Origin of the sequence: Malikia granosa, from assembly GCF_002980595.1 — a bacterium.
Classification (GTDB): Bacteria; Pseudomonadota; Gammaproteobacteria; order Burkholderiales; family Burkholderiaceae_C; genus Malikia; species Malikia granosa.
In genome coordinates this window covers 1-17,585 of the sequence record NZ_PVLQ01000008.1, presented here as the reverse complement: position 1 = coordinate 17,585, position 17,585 = coordinate 1, and the positions used below count along the sequence as shown (strand labels likewise).

Genomic DNA, 17,585 nt, shown 5'->3' with positions numbered 1-17,585 from the left:
AAAAAAATTCGTTTGCCGGCCCAGTAATTAGCCCAGAGAATCGGCGCCCATTCACCTGACATCCTTGCGAGACAGCAGCTGTCGCTTCAGTGCGTGGCTGGGAATTCATATCAAAAACAAAGAAAGCATCCAATGAACCTTGGCATTCAAGCATTGCTGGCATTCACGCCAATCGCCCTATCAGGCGTCCTGTTGATAGGCCTGGGCTGGTCAGCCAAGAAGGCCATGCCGCTGGTCTATCTGGTCACTGCCCTGATCGCCCTGCTGTCCTGGGGCGTCAGCTTCAACCGCGTCGCCGCAGCCACGATCGAGGGCCTCATCATCACGGTGCAGGTGCTGTGGATCATCTTTGGCGCGCTGCTGCTGCTCAACACGCTCAAGCATTCCGGCGGCATTGCCAGCATCCGCAGCGGCTTCACCCGCATTACGCCGGACCGCCGCATCCAGGCGATCCTGATCGCATGGCTGTTCGGCTGCTTCATCGAGGGCGCCTCCGGCTTCGGCACACCGGCCGCCGTGGCCGGTCCGCTGATGGTGGCGGTGGGCTTCCCGGCCCTGTCGGCGGTGCTGTTCGGCATGATCATCCAGTCCTCCCCGGTGTCGTTTGGCGCCGTCGGCACCCCGCTGCTGGTGGGTGTGCAAGGTGGCCTGCAGCGTGAAACCATGACGGAGCTGCTGCAATCCCAGGGCCAGACCTGGGGTGACTTCTTCCACCTGGTGGTGGAACGGGTGGCACTGGGCCATGCGATCGCGGGCACCCTGATTCCGGTGTTCCTGGTCATGTTCATGACCCGCTTCTTCGGTCGCAACCGCTCCTGGACCGAGGCGCTGCCAGCCATTCCATTTGCGCTGTTCGCGGCTTTCGCCTTCACCGTGCCCTACACCCTGGCGGCTTTCTACCTGGGCCCGGAGTTCCCGTCGGTGATCGGCGGCCTGGTGGGCCTGGCCATCACGACCCTGGCCGCGCGCTCGGGCTTCCTGATGCCCAAGAAAAGCTGGGACTTTGCCGACGCCAAGGAATGGCCGGCTGAATGGATGGGCAATATCGAGATGAAGCTCGACAGCATCACCACCCGCTCGATCCCGACCTGGCTGGCCTGGCTGCCCTATGGCCTGCTGGCCCTGACCCTGGTGCTGAGCCGGACCATCCCCTCGTTCAAGACCTGGCTGCAGTCCTACAGCTTCGGCCTGCGCGACATCCTGGGCGAGACCGGCGTCAGCAGCATGATCCAGCCGCTCTACCTGCCGGGTGGCATCATGGTGTTCGTCTGCCTGCTGACCGTCGTGCTGCATCGCGCCAAGCTGAGCGACTTTGCCCAGGCGGCACGCGAGTCCAGCGGCACCCTGGTCGGCGCTGGTTTCGTGCTGCTGTTCACCGTGCCGATGGTGCGCATCATGATCCTGTCGGGCGTCAATGCCAACGAGATGGCCAGCATGCCGATCACCATGGCGCGCTGGGTGGCGGGCGCGGTGGGCGACGTCTATCCGATGTTCGCCCCGACCGTGGGCGCACTGGGAGCCTTCCTGGCCGGCTCGAACACGGTATCCAACCTGATGCTGAGCCAGTACCAGTACAGCGTGGCGCAATTGCTGGGTGTCAGTGGCGCCTCGATGGTGGCGGCGCAATCCATCGGTGCGGCAGCCGGCAACATGATCGCCATCCACAACGTGGTCGCAGCCTCCGCCACCGTCGGCCTGATGGGCCGCGAAGGTGCCATCCTGCGTCGCACCATCATCCCGACCCTGTACTACGTGACGCTGGTGGGTGCGCTGACCATGATTTCCATGTATGTGTTGAACTGGACTGATCCGCTGGTCGGGGTCACACTGCCCTGAGCCTCACTGAACATCACCCGGGTCCGTCGGTATGCGCACAGCGCCGCCGGCACTCCCGGGAGTCTTGCTTTCCAGCCATCCAAAGGTGCCGAGAAGATGAACCACTCCCGAGTCAAGAAAACAAAGCCCTCCTCCCCTAAGGTGGCACTGTTCGTGACCTGCCTGGTCGACACGATGCGGCCCAATGTCGGCTTCTCGGCACTGCAACTGCTGGAGGAGGCTGGCTGCCAGGTCGAGGTGCCGAGCCAGCAGACCTGCTGCGGCCAGCCGGCCTTCAACAGCGGCGACACCCAGGACACGGCCAAGCTGGCACGACGCTTCATCGAGATCTTCGAGCGGTACGACTATGTCGTGGCGCCCTCCGGGTCCTGCATCGGCATGGTGAAGGCCCATTACCCGGAGGCGCTGGCCGACGACCCGGCCTGGGCCGAACGGGCCAGCCGGCTGGCCGAGCGCTGCTTCGAGCTGACCAGCTTCCTGGTCGACGTGATGGACTACCGGCCCGCCGGACGCGCCTTTCCGGCCACCGCCACCTATCACGACAGCTGCTCCGGCCTGCGTGAGCTGGGGGTATTTGCCCAGCCGCGCCAGCTGCTGTCGGCGGTCGACGGACTGGACATGGTGCCGCTGGAGGGCAACGATGTCTGCTGCGGCTTCGGCGGCACCTTCTGCGTCAAGTACCCGGCCATCTCCAACGCCATCGTCGGCGAGAAGGCGGCTGCCATCGAGCGCAGCGGAGCCCAGGTCCTGCTCGGCGGCGACCTCGGCTGCCTGCTGAACATGGCCGGCAAGCTGCAGCGCCAGGGCTTGCCGGTGCGCGTCTTCCATACCGCCGAAGTGCTGGCGGGCAAGGCAGAACTCCCTCCCAACGCAGCCCGAAAGTGAGGACCCGATGCAGACCTCGGTGATTTCCTTCCACGACCGTGCCCAGGCGGCGCTAGACGATCCGACGCTGAAAATCGCGATCGACCGCACCACCGGCAACGCCGAGAAGAAGCGCGCCGCGGCAGTGGCGGCCTTCCCGCAGTTCGAGGCCGCGCGCGACCTGGGCCAGCGCATCAAGGACCATGTGGTGGCCCACCTGGACCACTACCTGCTCGAGTTCGAGCGCAATGCCACCGCCTCGGGCGCCAAGGTGCACTGGGCCGCGACGGCCGAGGAGGCTTCGCGCATCGTGGTCGACCTGTGCAAGCAGGCCAATGCCAAGCGGGTGACCCGTGTGAAGTCGATGCTGGGCGAGGAAATCGGCCTGCCGCACGCGCTGGACGAGGCGGGCTTCGAGCGCTACGAGACCGACCTGGCCGAGCATATCGTGCAGCTGGCTGGCGACCGGCCCTCGCACATCATCTGGCCGTCGATGCACCGCACCCGCGAGCAGGTGTCGGCGCTGTTCAAGCAGTCGCACCAGCAGCCGCACAGCGAGGAGACCATCGAGGCCATGGTCGAGAGCGCGCGCCGCGAGCTGCGCGACAAGTTCCTGAGCGCCGACGTGGCAATCTCGGGCGCCAACTTCCTGCTCGCCGACACGGGTGCCACCTGCACCGTGACCAACGAGGGGAATGCCGAGCTGACCACTTCGCCGCCGCGCGTGCACATCGTCACCGCCGGCATCGAGAAGCTGGTGCCCAGCCTGTCGCACGCCTTTGCCATGCTGCGGCTGCTGGTGCGCTCGGCCACCGGCGCCGAGGTGACCCAGTACACCACCTTCCACTGCGGCCCCAGGCGCCCTGACGATCTAGACGGTCCGGAAGAATTCCACATCGTGCTGGTCGACAACGGGCGCAGCAAGATGCTGGCCGATGCGAGCCTGCGCGAGATGCTGCGCTGCATCCGCTGCGGCGCCTGCATGAACCACTGCGTGGTGTTCCGCCAGCTCGGCGGCCATGCCTACGGCGGCACCTACCCCGGCCCGATGGGCGCCGTGCTGACCCCGGTGCTGGACGGCCTGGAAAAATCGCGCGACCTGGCCCATGCCTGCACGCTCAACGGCAAATGCCAGGAAGTCTGCCCGGTCAAGATTCCGCTGCCGACCCTGCTGCGCGGCTGGCGCGACCGTTCCTGGCGGGACGGGCTGGAGCCGACCACGACCCGGATCGGACTCGGCCTGTTCACCTTCGTCGCCTCGCGGCCCTGGCTGTACCGGCTCGGCCAGGGCCTGGCGCTGCGCGCCATGCGCCTGTTCGGTCGCAACGGCTGGATCAGCAGCATGCCCGGCCTGGGCGCCTGGACCCGGCACCGGGACTTTCCGGTCTCCGAGACAAGCAGCTTCATGGCCCAGTACCAGCGCCGCAAAGGACAATCCTCATGAGCAATACCCGTGAAGCCATCCTGAACAAGGTCCGCGCCGCCCTGGGCAAGCGCAGCGTCGATGCGGCCAGTGTGCGCAGCGCGGCGCAGGCCTTGCTGGCAGAACCAAACGCTACCCGCCCCGCGCCCGGTGCGGGCAGCCTGGCCGACCGCTTCATCGAGAAAGTCACCTCGCCGCGGGTCGCGGCCACCACGACCCGGCTGCCCTCGATGGCTTCGGTGCCAGCGGCGGTGAGCGACTACCTGCAGGCCTGGGGCCTGCCCCGGTCGATCGCACTGCAACCGAATGAGGCACTGCGGGCGCTGGATTGGTCGGCCTTCGAGGTGCACGAGACGGTCGCAGCCAAGGAGCTGGTGGCCGTCGGCATCGCACGCTGGGGTATCGCCGAGACCGGCTCACTGGTGTTCCATTCAGGGCCGGACCTGGCCGTGCTGGGCAACTTTCTGCCGCTGCACCACCTGGTGGTACTGCCGGGCGACAAGCTGCTGCCCTACCTGGACGACTATGCCGCCCTGGTAGCGGGCCAGCCGATGCCGCGCAACCTGAACCTGATCACCGGTGCGAGCGGCACCACCGACATCGAGGGCAGCCTGGTGCTGGGAGCGCATGGCCCGCGCTACCTTCATGTGCTGGTGGTAGAAGTAGCTGGCTGAGTCACGCCAGGCCTGTCAATGAAACGCGCGGCGGCTCAGGCGAAAGTGGCACACAGCCAGTCCAGGAAGGCCCCGACTTCAGGCCGCTGCGCAGCCTCGCGATTGACCAGGGCGTAGTAAGTGCTTTCCGACGGGACCGCGACCTCGAAAAGCGCCACGAGCTGACCGTTCTCCTGCCAGTGCTGTGCCAGGCGGCCTGGACAGATGGCCACCCCCAGGCCGCTCGCCGCAGCCTCGAGCAGGAAGCCCAGGTCGGTGAACATCGGGCCCCGGGCAGGTTCTCGCGCCTCGAGCCCTGCCGCGACCATCCAGGGCAGCCAGGGCACCAGCGGCGAACGCAGCAGGTCGGCATGGGCCAGGTCGGCCGGACAGGCCAGGGGACGCCGGGCCAGATAACCCGGAGCCGCCAGCACCAGCAGCTGGTCATCGAACAGCTTGATCGACAGCCGGTCATCGAAAGGTGGCTTGCCAAAGCGGATGTCGACGTCATGGCGCTCCGGCTTCTCCTGCATCGGTGCGGCCACTGCCAGCTGGAGATCGATGTCCGGCCACTGCTGGTAGAACTCGTGCAGGTGCGGGATCAGCAGATTGCGCGCGAAGGTAGGCGGCGAGCCGACCGTCAACCGCATGCCCTGGGTTTCCGTGTTGAACAGCTGTGCCAGCTTGTCGAAGGCTTCGCGCACGCCCTGCAGCGTGCGCTGCCCGGCCGGACTGAGGCGGACACCAGTCGGCGACCGCTCGAACAATTGCTCGCCCAGCAAGGCTTCAAGTTGCCGGATCCGGTGGCTCACCGCGCTGGGCGTGATGCACAGTTCGGCGGCCGCCTGGGCGAAGCCGCCGAGCCGGGCCGCACTCTCGAAAGCCGCAAGGGTGTGAATGGGAGGAAGTCGATGGAGGCGGGCCATGGCAGTTCTGGGTATCGGAGGCCTGAGGGTACACCACTGGCCTTGCCGGGGCTGAAGTCAACGGCTGGCGCTTGGCAGTGCAGGCGCTGCAGTTATTGCAGGCCGTTGCGCCGCGCCAGCTCGACGAACAGCGCCGACTGGTCGAGCTCGCCCAGGCCGTGCGCGACGCCCGCGGCATAGAGCTGCTCGAACAGGCCGGTGATGGGCGCGTCGAAGCCGAGCTCGGCGGCGGTTGCCAGCGCATTGCGCATGTCCTTGAGCTGGACCTGCATCGAGCCGCGCTTGGCGAAATCGCGCCCGACCATGCGCTCGCCATGCACCTGCAGGATGCGGCTGTCGGCAAAGCCGCCGCTGATCGCCGCGCGCACCTGGGCCGGATCGGCACCGCCCTGCTGGCACAGCAGCAAGGCCTCGGCCACCGCGCCGATGGTGATGCCGACGATCATCTGGTTGGCCAGCTTGGCGAGCTGGCCGGCGCCATGCGGCCCGACCTGGGTCGCGCGGCCCAGCACCGCGAACAGCGGCGCGGCGCGCGCGAAGTCGGCCGCCTCGCCGCCCACCATGATGGCCAAGGTGCCCTGCTCGGCGCCCAGCGTGCCGCCCGAGACCGGCGCATCCAGGTGATGCAGGCCCAGGGCCTGCAGCCGGCTCGCATGCTCGCGCGCCTGCGACGGCATGATGGAAGACATGTCGATCAGCAAGGCACCCGGCGCCATCGCGGCCGCCGCGCCCTGCTCGAACAGCACGTCAGCCACCGCCGCACCGTCGGTCAGCAACGTGACGACGCAGTCGGCGCCCGCCACCGCCTCGGCCGGGCTGGCGGCGACGCGCGCGCCAGCGTCCAGCAGGCGCTCGGCCTTGCTGCGGTCGCGGTTCCAGACGCTGACGGCATGGCCGGCCTGGCACAGGCGGCGCGCCATCGGCTGGCCCATCATGCCGATGCCGAGCACGGCGATGCGCAGGGAGGGCTGGATGTCAGGGCTGGCAGGATTCATGGCAATCGTGAATTGGGGTCAGTTTCTGATTGTCCAGCCAGGCTGGACGCAAGCGATCAATAAGAGGTGGCCGCCCGCGCCGCCTGGTCATAGCGACCGGACAGGGTGCGCAGCAGCTTGGCAAAGTCGCCCAGCTGGCGATTCTCCTCGGCCGCGCCGGAGAAACCCGGCATCAGGCAGGCCTCGCGCACCTCGCGGTAGCGCATGCACAGCGCGGCGCCGGCCTCGGTGGTGGAGAAGAACACCTCCTTGCCCTTCTTCTGGCTGCGCACATAGCCGGCGGCCATCAGCTTCTTGAGCGCGTAGGACACCACATGGGTGTCCTCGATGTTGAGCACGAAGCAGATGTCGGCCAGGCGCTTTTCCATCGCCCGGTGATTGGTGTGGTGCAGCACCAGCACGTCCACCGTCGTCATGTCCTTGACACCAGCCGCCCCCATGCAGCGGGTCAGCCAGCGGTTGAAGGCATGGGTGGCGATGATGAGGCCGAACTCGAACTCGGACAGTTCCGGCGACTTGTCCGACACCAGGTGCGCCGAGGTGACGATGCGCTGCGAGTCGTTGGCAGGGGCACTGGCGGGGGCGACAGGAATGGGATGGGCGGACATCAGAGAGCAGCTCCGTGAACAGGGGCAGGACGGAAATATCGTCTCATGTTAACAACAGCAGCAGATTACGGGTAAACCTTAGTGACAAAACATCAACGTTTTATTAACATCTTTCCATCGATATGTTGATACCGATGTAGTCTGGCAGCCGCCAGGCGCTCTCTTCATCATTAACGGAGTACACCATGGTCAATGTGAAACAGTGGGCCAGCGCAGGCCTGGCGGCCGCCACCTTGTCGTTCGGCGGCCAGGTGCTGGCGCAGCAGAAATGGGACATGCCCACCGGCTACCCGGCGTCCAACTTCCACACCGAGAACATCCAGCAGTTCGCCAAGGACGTGACGACGGTCACCGGAGGCAAGCTCAAGATCGCGGTACATGACGGCGGCTCGCTGTTCAAGGCCAACGAGATCAAGCGCGCCGTGCAAGGCGGCCAGGCCCAGCTCGGCGAGATCATCATCTCGGGCTACTCGAACGAGAACGCGCTGTTCGGCCTCGACTCCATCCCCTTCCTGGCCACCAGCTATGCCGACGCGCAGAAGCTCTGGCGGGTCTCGCGCGCCGCCACCGAGGCCGCGCTGGCCAAGCAGGGCATCAAGGTGCTGTACTCGGTGGCCTGGCCGCCGCAGGGCATCTTCAGCGCCAAGCCGATCCAGTCGGTGGCCGACCTCAAGGGCGCCAAGTGGCGCGCCTACAACCCGAACACCAGCCGCATCGCGCAGCTGGTCGGCGCGCAGCCGGTCACGGTGCAGGCCGCCGAGCTGACCCAGGCGCTGGCCACGGGTGCCGTCACCACCTTCATGTCGTCGAGCGCCACCGGCTACGACGGCAAGGTGTGGGAGCAGGTCAAGTACTACTACGACGTCAGCGCCTGGCTGCCGAAGAACCTGGTGATCGTGTCGCAGAAGGCCTTCGACAGCCTGGACCAGCCGACCCAGGCGGCAGTGACCAAGGCAGCTGGCGAGGCCGAAGCCCGCGGCTGGAAGATCAGCGCCGAGAAGAACAACTGGTACCTGGACCAGCTGCGCAAGAACGGCATGACGGTGGAAGCCGGCAGCCCGGCCCTGCGCGCCGAACTCAGGAAGATCGGCGACACCATGGTGGCCGACTGGGCCAAGCAGACCGGCGCCGACGGCCAGGCCATCGTCGACGCCTTCCGCAAGTAAGCGCCTGCGGAGCGCCACCCGACGCCCCCTCCTGCGAGGGGGTTTTTCAATCCACTTTCGGAAAGGCAGGCCATGCGCCAACTGCTCGATCGATTCTTCAACGCCGTAGGCTACCTGGCCGGTCTGTTCCTGATCGGCACCCTGCTGGCGGTGCTGGCCAGCATCCTGGGTCGGCTCCACCCCACCTTCGACCTGCCGGGCGCCGACGCCTACGCCGGCTACTGCATGGCGATTTCGGCCTTCCTGGCGCTGGCGCCGACCTTGCGCCGTGGCGAGCATATCCGCGTCACGCTGCTGTTCAACCAGCTGCCGGCTGGCGGCCAGCGGGTGCTCGACATCCTGTGCCACCTGGTGGCGATCGGGCTGTCCGGCGCGCTGGCCTGGTTCTCGATCCGGCTGATGCTGCAGTCGCGCGAGTTCCATGACGTCTCCAGCGGCCTGGACGCCACCCCGCTCTGGATTCCCCAGCTGGGCATGGCGATCGGCACCACGCTGTTCGCGCTCGCCTTCCTGGGCGACCTGATCCTGCTGTTGCGCGGCGAAGCGCTGCGCGATCCCTCGGCCGGTGACGAGCCGTCCCGCATCGAATAAGGACTAGCCATGGACATCACCATCACCGCGCTGCTGATCGGCGCGCTGTTTCTCATTCTCGGCTGCGGCGTCTGGGTCGGCCTGACGCTGACCGGCGTGGCCTGGATCGGCATGGAGCTGTTCACCAGCCGCCCGGTCGGCGACGCGATGGCGGTCACGATCTGGGGCGCTTCGTCGTCCTGGACCCTGACCGCGCTGCCGCTGTTCATCTGGATGGGCGAGATCCTGTTCCGCACCAAGCTGTCGGAAGACATGTTCAAGGGCCTGGCGCCCTGGCTGGAGCGCCTGCCAGGCCGGCTGCTGCACACCAACATCATCGGCAGCACCATCTTCGCGGCGGTGTCGGGCTCGTCGGCGGCAACCTGCGCCACCATCGGCAAGATGACGCTGCCGGAACTGGCCAAGCGCGGCTATCCGGAGCACATCACCATCGGCACGCTGGCCGGCGCCAGCACGCTGGGCCTGCTGATCCCGCCCTCGATCATCATGATCGTCTACGGCGTCGCGGCCAACGTGTCGATCGCCCAGCTCTTCATCGCCGGTGTCGTCCCGGGCATCCTGCTGGCCGGCCTGTTCATGGGCTACACCATGGTCTGGGCGCTGCTCAATCCGGGCCAGATCCCGCCGCCGGGCCCCTCCATGACCTTCGTCGAGAAGCTCAGGGAGTCGCGCAACCTGCTGCCGGTCGTCGCCTTGATCGGCGCCGTGCTGGGCTCGGTCTACAGCGGCATCGCCACCGCGACCGAATCGGCCGCGCTCGGCGTGGTCGGCGCGCTCGTCATCGCCACGCTGCAGGGCGGCATGGGCTGGCAACAGTTCCGCGACAGCCTGCTGGGCGCCACCCGGCTCTACTGCATGATCGCGCTGATCCTGGCCGGTGCCGCCTTCCTGACGCTGTCGATGGGCTATATCGGCCTGCCGCGCCAGCTCGCCGAGTGGATCGGTGCCCTGGGCCTGTCGCAGCTGCAGCTGATCGTGGTGCTGATGGGCTTCTACATCGTGCTGGGCTGCTTCCTGGATGGCATCTCGATCGTGGTGCTGACCATGGGCGTGCTGCTGCCGACCATCGAGAAGGCCGGCATCGACCCGGTCTGGTTCGGCATCTTCGTCGTGCTGGTGGTCGAGATGGCGCAGATCACGCCACCGGTGGGCTTCAACCTGTTCGTGCTGCAGGGCATGACCAAGAAGGAGATCAACTACCTGGCCAAGCACTCGGTGCCGATGTTCCTGCTGATGGTGCTGGCGGTGCTGCTGATCTACTTCGTGCCCGGCATCGTGACCTGGCTGCCGCAGCAGATGGCGGGCTGAACCATGAGCACGACCGACTTGCTGGCGCCGCGCTTGCTGGCGCTGGGTGATGCGGCCTGGACGGTGGAGTTCGGGCGCGAGATCAGCGCCGCCGTCAACGCCCGCGTCATGGGCCTGGCCGAGCGCTTCGCGCTGCTGCGCCAGGACGACCCGCTGTTCGCCACGGTGAGCGACCTGGTGCCGACCTTCCGCTCGCTGACCCTGCATTTCGACCCGCTGACAACGGACGCCGCGGCCCTGGGCGAGCGCCTGCTGGCACTGGCCCGGGAGGGTGGCGAACAGGTACGCGAAGGCCGGCGCTGGCGGCTGCCGGTCTGCTTCGAGGGCGACTTCGCGCCCGACCTGCCGCGGCTGGCGCAAGCCAAGGGACTGGGCCAAGACATGGTGATCGAGCGCCTGCTGGCGGCCGAGTTCCGGGTCTACATGATCGGCTTCCTGCCCGGCTTCCCCTACATGGGCGGCCTGCCGCCCGAGCTGGCCATGCCCAGGCTGGCCAGCCCGCGCCAGCGGGTGCCGGCCAACTCGCTGGCGGTGGCGGGCGAGATGTGCTCGGTCTACCCCTGGGACAGCCCGGGCGGCTGGAACCTGCTCGGCCGCACGCCGGTGCAGCTGTTCGACCTGGAGCAGGCCGGGCAGCCCGCCATGCTGGCCGCCGGCGACCGGGTGCGCTGGTACCCGGTCTCGCGCGACGAATACGAACGGCTGCAGCAGCAGATCCAGGGCGGGGCCTTGCCGCGCGAGAGCTTCCTGCAAGCGGAGGAGCAGACATGTCCGGCCTGATCGAAGTGCTGCAACCCGGCTTCGGGACCACGATCCAGGACCGCGGCCGCCGTGGCCAGCGGCATGTGGGCCTGCCGCAGTCGGGCTGGCTCGACGGCACGCTGGCCGAGGCAGCCAACGCGCTGGTCGGCAACAACGGCGGCGAGGCAGTGCTCGAGCTGCGCGGACTCGGTACCGAGCTGCGGGTGCAGGCCGGCCCGGTGCGGATCGCGCTGGCCGGCGCGATTGCCGCCAAGTGGCTGCGCGCCGACGGCAAGCCGCTCACCCTGCCGGCCTGGCAAAGCGCCACCCTGCAGGCCGGCGACCGGCTGCAGCTGGGCGCGGCGGAAAGCGGCTGCGCCTACCTGGCCGTCGCCGGCGGCCTGCGCCTGCCGCCACAGCTGGGCAGCCGCTCCAGCTACTGGCGCGCCGGCCTGACCGGCGTGCTGGGCCGGGCGCTGCGCCCGGGCGACCAGCTGCCCTGCAGCCAGTGGAACTCGCCCGACCCGAAGGAATGGCGCAGCGCCTCGCCCTGGAGCTTGCCGGACGGCCCGATCCGCGTCATCCTGGGCCCGCAGCAGGACCACTTCAGCCCGGAGGCGATCGCGACCCTGCTCGGCCAGGACTGGGAGACCACGCCCGAGCAGGACCGCATGGGCATGCGGCTGCGCGGCAGCGCGCTGAGCCATGTCGATGCGGCTGCCGCCGACATCGTGTCCGACGCGGTGACGCCTGGCGCGATCCAGGTGCCGGCCAACGGCCTGCCGATCGTGCTGCTGGCCGACAGCCAGACGGTGGGCGGCTACCCGAAGATCGCGACCGTCATCGGCGCCGACCTGCCGCGACTGGCCCACCTCAAGCCCGGCACGCGGCTGCGCTTCCAGGCCGTCGGCCTGGCCGAGGCGCGGCTGGCGCTGCAAGGCCAGCGGTCCGACTGGCAACACTGGCTGGCCACGCGCGAAGCCTTCGTGCCGGCCGGCTTCATCGACCTCGAGGCGCTCTACGGCAGCAACCTCGTCAGCGGCATGCTGCGCGCCGAACCCTGATCCGGAGTATCCAGACATGAGCCATCGACTGATCAACCTCAACGCCGACCTCGGCGAAAGCTTCGGCGCCTGGCAGATGGGCGACGACCCTGCCCTGCTGCAGATCGTCAGCAGCGCCAACCTGGCCTGCGGCTTCCATGCCGGCGACCCGCTCATCATGCGCAGCACGGTGCGGCTGGCGCTGGCGCAGGGCGTCAGCATCGGCGCCCATCCGTCCTTCCCCGACCTGCAGGGCTTTGGCCGGCGCGCCATGCAGCTGTCCCCGGCCGAGCTGGAGGCGACCATCCTGTACCAGGTCGGCGCGCTGCAGGCGATGGCGACGGCCGAGGGCGGCCGCGTCACCCATGTCAAGCCGCATGGCGCCCTCAGCAACATCGCCTGTGCCGATGCGGCAGTCGCCGCCACCGTGGCCCGGGCGGTGCGCAGCCTGGACCCGGCGCTGATCCTGCTGGCGCCGGCGCATTCCGAGCTGGCGCGCGCCGGCGAGGCTGCCGGCCTGCCAGTGCGCTACGAGGTGTTCGCCGACCGCGCCTACCTCGACGACGGCCAGCTGATGCCGCGCTCGCGCCCAGGCGCCGTGCTGCACGATGCCCAGCAATGCGTCGAGCATGTGCTGGCCATGCTGCGCGAGCAGGCCATCGTCGCGGCCAGCGGCCATCGGCTGCCGACCCGCATCGACAGCATCTGCGTGCATGGCGACGGCCCCGAGGCGGTGGCCAGTGCGCGCCTGATCCGGCAGGCGCTGGAACAGGCCGGCTACCGGCTGGCCGCGCTGGATCAGCTGGGCTGATCGTTGCGGCTGGGCGCGCCGTGCGGCTCACAGCCTGTCGTCAGCCGCTCGATCCAGCCCAGGCCGGCCTCGGTGCTGGTCAAGGGCCGGTATTCGCAGCCGATCCAGCCTTGGTAGCCGATGCGGTCCAGGTGCGCGAACAGGAAGGCGTAGTTGATCTCGCCCGTGCCCGGCTCGTGCCGGCCCGGGTTGTCGGCCAGCTGCATGTGCGCGATGCGCGGCAGGTAGTGCTGCAGCGTCGCGGCCAGCTCGCCCTCCATGCGCTGGGCGTGATAGATGTCGTACTGCAGATAGATGTTGTCGGCACCGACCTCGTCGAGGATGGCTATCGCCTGCCGGGTGTAGTTGAGGTAGAAGCCCGGCATGTCGAAGCGGTTGATCGGCTCGACCAGCAGCTTGAGTCCGGCCTGGCTGAACTGCGCCGCCGCATGGCGCAGGTTCTCGACCAGGGTCTGGCGCAGCACCGCATCGGGCCAGCCGGCCGGCGCCAGGCCGGCCAGGCAATTGAGCTGCTTGACGCCCAGCACGCGGGCATATTCGATGCCGCGCGCGACGCCGGCGCGGAACTCCTGCACGCGGTCCGGATGGCAGGCGATGCCGCGCTCGCCAGCGTCCCAGTCGCCGGGCGGCAGGTTGTGCAGGACCAGCTGCAGGCCGTGGTCGTCCAGCCGCCGACGCAGCTCATGCGCATCCCAGGCGTAGGGAAACAGGAACTCCACCGCCTTGAAGCCGGCGCGCGCCGCGGCCTCGAAGCGGTCGAGGAAGGGCTGCTCGGTGAACAGCAGCGTGAGGTTGGCGGCAAAGTTCGGCATGGTCTTCCCTGGCTTGAGTCGGACGACAGCGGGCCTGGCGGGACTCCTCAGCGACGCACCGGGCCCGACACCGCGGGCGCCCGCATCGGCCAGGCCAGCAGCAGCCACAGCAGCGTCAGCGCGGCGCAGGCGCCAAACACGCCTGCACCGCCCTGGGCCTTGACCAGCCAGCCGCCGCCGGCGCCACCGACGAAGAAGCCCAGCGACTGCAGCGTGTTGTAGACGCCCAGCGCAGCGCCGCGGTGCGCATGGGGTGCCAGCCGCGAGACCAGGCTGGGCTGGCTGGCCTCGAGCATGTTGAAGCCGGTGAAGAACAGGCACAGCAGCAGCGCGGCCCAGGCCAGCGAAGGCGCCTGCTGCAGGGTCAGGAAACCCAGCTGCACCAGCAGGATCAGGCCGATGGCGACCAGGAACACCGCGCGCAGATAGCCCTTGCGCTCGAGCCGGAACAACAGGCCGCCCATGATCAGGAAGGAGAGCAGCACGGCCGGCAGGTAGACCTGCCAATGGTCGGCGGCCGCCAGCCCGGACTGGACCAGCAGCGCTGGCACGGCCATCCACATCGACAACTGCACCGCGTGCAGCGCGAAGACGCCGAAATCCAGCCGCAGCAGGCCCGCGTGGGCCAGCACCTGGCGCAGGCCGCCCCGGCTGGCCTGACGCTGCAGCGCCGGCTCGGGCGGCACGACCCAGGCCACCAGCGCCATGCCGGTCAGCGCCAGCGCTGCCGTGAGCCCGAAGAGGCCGTGCAGGCCGATCTGCGCCGCCAGCAGCGGCGCCAGCACCAGCGAGAGCGCGAACATCAGCGCGATGCTGATGCCGACCAGCGCCATCGCCTTGGTGCGCACGCTGTCACGCGTGACATCGGCCAGGAAGGCCGTGACCGCGGCCGAGATCGCACCCGCGCCCTGGATCGCGCGCCCGGCCACCAGCCAGTGCACGCTGGGCGCCCAGGCCGCGATCGCGCTGCCGAGCGCGAACAGCGCCAGCCCGAGCAGGATCACCGGCTTGCGGCCCCAGCGGTCGGAGGCGATGCCGAGCGGAATCTGCAGCAGGGCCTGGGTCAGTCCGTAGATGCCCATGGCCAGGCCGACCAGCGCGCTGTCGTCGCCGCCGGGATAGCGCCTGGCCTCGAGCGCGAACACCGGCAGCACCAGGAACAGCCCGAGCATGCGCAGGGCGAAGATGGCGGCGAGCGAGACACTGGCGCGGCGTTCGCCGGCAGTCATGCGATGGGGGTCGTTCTGGGTGTCGGGCACGTTGGGGGTGGCGTCCGGCGCCGGGCTGGACCCGGACCGGCCGCGCAGATGGCAGGCGAAGCCGCCATTTTCGCTCAAGCGCCGCTCAGTGGTGGTTGAGGGCGCTGCGATAGGCGCCACAACCCACCAGCAGCTGCTCGTTGACCGGCAGCACGAAGGAGGACTTGCCGCGCACGTCGCCGGTCAGCGGGTTGACGATGTTGTACTCGATCCAGCCGCCGCCGTCCTGGTCGATCCGTTCCCAGGCGTCGCGCAGCAGGCGCTCGGCATCCACGCCCGGCGCGTCGAAGACCGAGCTGCCCGACTTGCTGCGGTCGGCGCCCATGACGCGGTAGACGCCCTCGCGGTCGAGCACGAAGATGTAGAGGTCGCGGTCGATGAAGCGGCCCTGCGGCTGGTAGAAATCCTCGCTGGCGCGCGCCAGGCCCCTGGCCTGGATATGGGCCAGCGCTGCCTGCGCCAGGCGCATCGCGACATCGGCAGTGCCCTGGGTCAGCGCCATGTGCTGCACCGCCTGGGTCAGGTCCGCCGTGCGGTCCATCAGCTGGCCACAGCGGCTGCTGGTGCGGTCCGCCATCGAGGCGTTCTGGTAGGTCACCTGGTCGATCTCGTCCATCGCCTGCGCCACTTCCTTGAGCGCGACGCTTTGCTGCTTGCTCGCCACGGCCATGCCGTCGATGCGCACGGCGATGTCGCGGATGCCGGTGACCAGCCGCTCCATCACCTCGTTGACCGAGCTGATCTCGCTGACCGAGTTCTTGACCCGGCCGGTCGAGGCCGCGATCAGCGAGCGCACCTCGCCCGCCGCCTGCTGGGTGCGCTGCGCCAGGCTGCGCACCTCGGCGGCCACCACGGCAAAGCCGCGCCCGGCATTGCCGGCACGCGCCGCCTCGACCGCGGCATTGAGCGCCAGGATATTGGTCTGGAAGGCGATGCCGTCGATCACGCCGATGATCTCGTTCATGCGCTGCGAGGTCGCCTGCAAGGTGCCCATGCCCTGCACGGTCTGCTGCATCAGTCCATGCGCCTGCTCGGTCTCGCGGTGCAGCACCTCGCCGACGCGGCTGATCTCCTGCACCGATTCGCCGTTGCGCGTCACGGTCTCGGCGGCATCGCGCACGCTGGCCGTGGCCTGCTCCAGGCTGGCCGCCTGCGACTGGGTGCGCTCGGAGAGCTGGCCGCTGTCGCGCACCAGCTGCTGCCCCATGTGCCCGAGCACGACCGAGACGCTGCGCACGTCTGCCACCAGCGCCGCCAGGCTGGCGAGCATGAGCTGGAACTTGGCGCCCATGGTGGCCATCTCGTCGCGGCCCGGGATGTCGACCACGCCGGTCAGGTCGCCCTGGGTGGCGCGCTCGATCACCGCGTTGAGCGACTGCAGCCCGCCGACGGTCGCATGGTAGAAGGCCGTCACGGCATAGGCCAGCAACAGCATGACCAGCAGCGCCCCGGCAGTCACGCCGATCAGCTGGCGGCCGGCCTGGTCGGCACGGGACTGCAACAGCGTCTGCAGGCCCTGGGCCATGGACTGGCCGAAGACGGCCTGGGCCTGCACCACCTGCGAGACCTCGTCGTAGAAGGCATTGGAATCCTCGCTCAAGGCGCCATAGCCCAGGGTCAGGCTGGCCTTGCTGACCAGGCTGTGCGCGGCGGACCTGAACTCCGGCCAGCCCTTGGGCACAGGCTCGGCAGCGTTCTGCAGCGACTGCAGGCGCCCTTCGAGCTGACCCAGCTGGCCGCGCAACAGGTCGGTCTGGCCGCTGCCCAGCCGCACCGCGGCATTGAGCCGCTCGGCGTTGTAGCCGTCGCGCTCCTGGCTCGCGAGCAGGGCGCTGCCCTCGTTGCGCAGATGGCTGATGGTCTGGAACATCGGCAGCAGGCGCTCGACGACGATGTCCTTCATGAAATGGCCAGTGGCCGAATCATCCTGCAGCAGGCCCGAGACCTCGCCGATCCGGGCGGCCAGCTGACGCAGGCGCTCGAGCTGCTCGCCGTGGCGGGCATACAGCTCTTCGGCCTCGCTGGCGCCGCCAGATGCTGCCGCCAGCGACTCCAGGACCTGGCGGACCGGCTTCCAATGCGTTGCCAGATCGAGCTGGGGTGCTGACTGGACGGCCTGGTCCAGCTGGGCCATCGCCGTCTTGAGCTGCTGGCGCACCGCCGGCAAGGCCGACTGGGCCTGGGCACTGCCCTGCAGGGCCAGGTTGAGCCGACCCTGGTGCTGGCCGACCTGCTGCGCCAGCTGGGTCACCTGCTGCACCAGCTGCAAGCCGACCAGCTCCTGCTGCGCCTCCTGCCTGACCTCCCAGTAGGAGCGGGCCAGCAGCACGCTGACCAGCAACAGGGGCAGCACCAGCGTGGCGCTCATGGCCAGCATCTTCACCGTCATCGGCAGGCGCTGCATCAGGGCAATGCCCGGGCCGAGAAGACGGGAGGATTGGATCTTGCGAGTCATGGGAGAGGTCCTGGTAGCTATCGGATTCTCTCCCGCAATCATTCGGGAAACTGACGCCGGATGCTGGGGGAAACCCTAGGGCCTGTTAACGCAA

The 17,585-nt window shown here is 68.5% G+C and carries 16 protein-coding genes; 10 read left to right on the top strand and 6 right to left on the bottom strand.

Going from position 1 to position 17,585, the window contains the following annotated elements; translation table 11 throughout:
- Positions 1 to 132: 132 nt before the first annotated feature.
- The 4 genes from C6P64_RS01210 (at position 133) to C6P64_RS01195 (ending at position 4,797) form a co-directional block, all read left to right on the top strand.
- Positions 133 to 1,836, top strand: coding sequence for an L-lactate permease (locus C6P64_RS01210; protein ID WP_105746773.1), 1,704 nt, complete (start codon positions 133 to 135; stop codon positions 1,834 to 1,836).
- A 96-nt stretch (positions 1,837 to 1,932) separates the two neighbouring features.
- Entirely contained in the window at positions 1,933 to 2,721 is a 789-nt protein-coding gene (locus C6P64_RS01205; RefSeq protein WP_105746772.1) for a (Fe-S)-binding protein, read from the top strand.
- Between the two features lie 7 nt (positions 2,722 to 2,728).
- Entirely contained in the window at positions 2,729 to 4,144 is a 1,416-nt protein-coding gene (locus C6P64_RS01200; RefSeq protein WP_105746771.1) for a LutB/LldF family L-lactate oxidation iron-sulfur protein, read from the top strand.
- The gene (locus tag C6P64_RS01195) at positions 4,141 to 4,797 is read left to right on the top strand and encodes a LutC/YkgG family protein (RefSeq protein ID WP_105746770.1); all 657 of its coding nucleotides are present in this window, start codon (positions 4,141 to 4,143) and stop codon (positions 4,795 to 4,797) included. Before C6P64_RS01200 ends, C6P64_RS01195 begins: the two co-directional genes overlap by 4 nt.
- Positions 4,798 to 4,832: 35 nt before the next feature.
- On the opposite strand, the gene C6P64_RS01190 is transcribed toward C6P64_RS01195, so the two are convergent.
- The 3 genes from C6P64_RS01190 to C6P64_RS01180 form a co-directional block, all read right to left on the bottom strand.
- A complete protein-coding gene (locus tag C6P64_RS01190) occupies positions 4,833 to 5,702 on the bottom strand; it encodes a LysR substrate-binding domain-containing protein (RefSeq protein WP_211296774.1) in 870 nt (289 codons plus the stop codon).
- Between the two features lie 92 nt (positions 5,703 to 5,794).
- Positions 5,795 to 6,697, bottom strand: coding sequence for an NAD(P)-dependent oxidoreductase (locus C6P64_RS01185; protein WP_105746769.1), 903 nt, complete (start codon positions 6,695 to 6,697; stop codon positions 5,795 to 5,797).
- A 56-nt stretch (positions 6,698 to 6,753) separates the two neighbouring features.
- The gene (locus C6P64_RS01180) at positions 6,754 to 7,305 is read right to left on the bottom strand and encodes a winged helix DNA-binding protein (protein ID WP_105746768.1); all 552 of its coding nucleotides are present in this window, start codon (positions 7,303 to 7,305) and stop codon (positions 6,754 to 6,756) included.
- Between the two features lie 185 nt (positions 7,306 to 7,490).
- On the opposite strand from C6P64_RS01180, the gene C6P64_RS01175 reads away from it, so the two are divergent.
- The 6 genes from C6P64_RS01175 (at position 7,491) to C6P64_RS01150 (ending at position 12,965) form a co-directional block, all read left to right on the top strand.
- Entirely contained in the window at positions 7,491 to 8,471 is a 981-nt protein-coding gene (locus C6P64_RS01175; RefSeq protein ID WP_105746767.1) for a TRAP transporter substrate-binding protein, read from the top strand.
- A gap of 72 nt (positions 8,472 to 8,543) precedes the next feature.
- Complete coding sequence (locus C6P64_RS01170; protein ID WP_105746766.1) at positions 8,544 to 9,062, top strand: TRAP transporter small permease; 519 nt, start codon at positions 8,544 to 8,546, stop codon at positions 9,060 to 9,062.
- A gap of 9 nt (positions 9,063 to 9,071) precedes the next feature.
- Positions 9,072 to 10,370, top strand: coding sequence for a TRAP transporter large permease (locus C6P64_RS01165; protein ID WP_105746765.1), 1,299 nt, complete (start codon positions 9,072 to 9,074; stop codon positions 10,368 to 10,370).
- A 3-nt stretch (positions 10,371 to 10,373) separates the two neighbouring features.
- Positions 10,374 to 11,150 carry a 5-oxoprolinase subunit PxpB gene (gene pxpB, locus C6P64_RS01160; RefSeq protein WP_105746764.1) on the top strand — a complete coding sequence of 259 codons (777 nt, stop codon included), beginning with the start codon at positions 10,374 to 10,376 and terminating at the stop codon, positions 11,148 to 11,150.
- Positions 11,138 to 12,175 (top strand): 5-oxoprolinase subunit C family protein, encoded by a 1,038-nt coding sequence (locus C6P64_RS01155; RefSeq protein ID WP_105746763.1) that lies wholly within the window; start codon positions 11,138 to 11,140, stop codon positions 12,173 to 12,175. The genes pxpB and C6P64_RS01155 overlap by 13 nt, the downstream gene beginning before the upstream one ends.
- A 16-nt stretch (positions 12,176 to 12,191) precedes the next feature.
- Entirely contained in the window at positions 12,192 to 12,965 is a 774-nt protein-coding gene (locus C6P64_RS01150; RefSeq protein WP_105746762.1) for a LamB/YcsF family protein, read from the top strand.
- Here C6P64_RS01150 and hyi read toward each other — a convergent pair.
- The 3 genes from hyi to C6P64_RS01135 form a co-directional block, all read right to left on the bottom strand.
- The gene (gene hyi, locus C6P64_RS01145; RefSeq protein WP_105746761.1) at positions 12,953 to 13,777 is read right to left on the bottom strand and encodes a hydroxypyruvate isomerase; all 825 of its coding nucleotides are present in this window, start codon (positions 13,775 to 13,777) and stop codon (positions 12,953 to 12,955) included. The genes C6P64_RS01150 and hyi overlap by 13 nt on opposite strands.
- 47 nt (positions 13,778 to 13,824) lie before the next feature.
- The gene (locus tag C6P64_RS01140) at positions 13,825 to 15,006 is read right to left on the bottom strand and encodes an MFS transporter (RefSeq protein ID WP_105746981.1); all 1,182 of its coding nucleotides are present in this window, start codon (positions 15,004 to 15,006) and stop codon (positions 13,825 to 13,827) included.
- A 115-nt stretch (positions 15,007 to 15,121) separates the two neighbouring features.
- Positions 15,122 to 17,491 (bottom strand): methyl-accepting chemotaxis protein, encoded by a 2,370-nt coding sequence (locus C6P64_RS01135; protein WP_146115838.1) that lies wholly within the window; start codon positions 17,489 to 17,491, stop codon positions 15,122 to 15,124.
- Between the last annotated feature and the right edge of the window lie 94 nt (positions 17,492 to 17,585).

Coding starts and splice junctions, on each gene's coding strand:
- C6P64_RS01210 (WP_105746773.1), top strand. CDS start 133: ATGAACCTTGGCATTCAAGCATTGCTGGCATTCACGCCAATCGCCCTA.
- C6P64_RS01205 (WP_105746772.1), top strand. CDS start 1,933: ATGAACCACTCCCGAGTCAAGAAAACAAAGCCCTCCTCCCCTAAGGTG.
- C6P64_RS01200 (WP_105746771.1), top strand. CDS start 2,729: ATGCAGACCTCGGTGATTTCCTTCCACGACCGTGCCCAGGCGGCGCTA.
- C6P64_RS01195 (WP_105746770.1), top strand. CDS start 4,141: ATGAGCAATACCCGTGAAGCCATCCTGAACAAGGTCCGCGCCGCCCTG.
- C6P64_RS01190 (WP_211296774.1), bottom strand. CDS start 5,702: ATGGCCCGCCTCCATCGACTTCCTCCCATTCACACCCTTGCGGCTTTC.
- C6P64_RS01185 (WP_105746769.1), bottom strand. CDS start 6,697: ATGAATCCTGCCAGCCCTGACATCCAGCCCTCCCTGCGCATCGCCGTG.
- C6P64_RS01180 (WP_105746768.1), bottom strand. CDS start 7,305: ATGTCCGCCCATCCCATTCCTGTCGCCCCCGCCAGTGCCCCTGCCAAC.
- C6P64_RS01175 (WP_105746767.1), top strand. CDS start 7,491: ATGGTCAATGTGAAACAGTGGGCCAGCGCAGGCCTGGCGGCCGCCACC.
- C6P64_RS01170 (WP_105746766.1), top strand. CDS start 8,544: ATGCGCCAACTGCTCGATCGATTCTTCAACGCCGTAGGCTACCTGGCC.
- C6P64_RS01165 (WP_105746765.1), top strand. CDS start 9,072: ATGGACATCACCATCACCGCGCTGCTGATCGGCGCGCTGTTTCTCATT.
- pxpB (WP_105746764.1), top strand. CDS start 10,374: ATGAGCACGACCGACTTGCTGGCGCCGCGCTTGCTGGCGCTGGGTGAT.
- C6P64_RS01155 (WP_105746763.1), top strand. CDS start 11,138: ATGTCCGGCCTGATCGAAGTGCTGCAACCCGGCTTCGGGACCACGATC.
- C6P64_RS01150 (WP_105746762.1), top strand. CDS start 12,192: ATGAGCCATCGACTGATCAACCTCAACGCCGACCTCGGCGAAAGCTTC.
- hyi (WP_105746761.1), bottom strand. CDS start 13,777: ATGCCGAACTTTGCCGCCAACCTCACGCTGCTGTTCACCGAGCAGCCC.
- C6P64_RS01140 (WP_105746981.1), bottom strand. CDS start 15,006: ATGACTGCCGGCGAACGCCGCGCCAGTGTCTCGCTCGCCGCCATCTTC.
- C6P64_RS01135 (WP_146115838.1), bottom strand. CDS start 17,491: ATGACTCGCAAGATCCAATCCTCCCGTCTTCTCGGCCCGGGCATTGCC.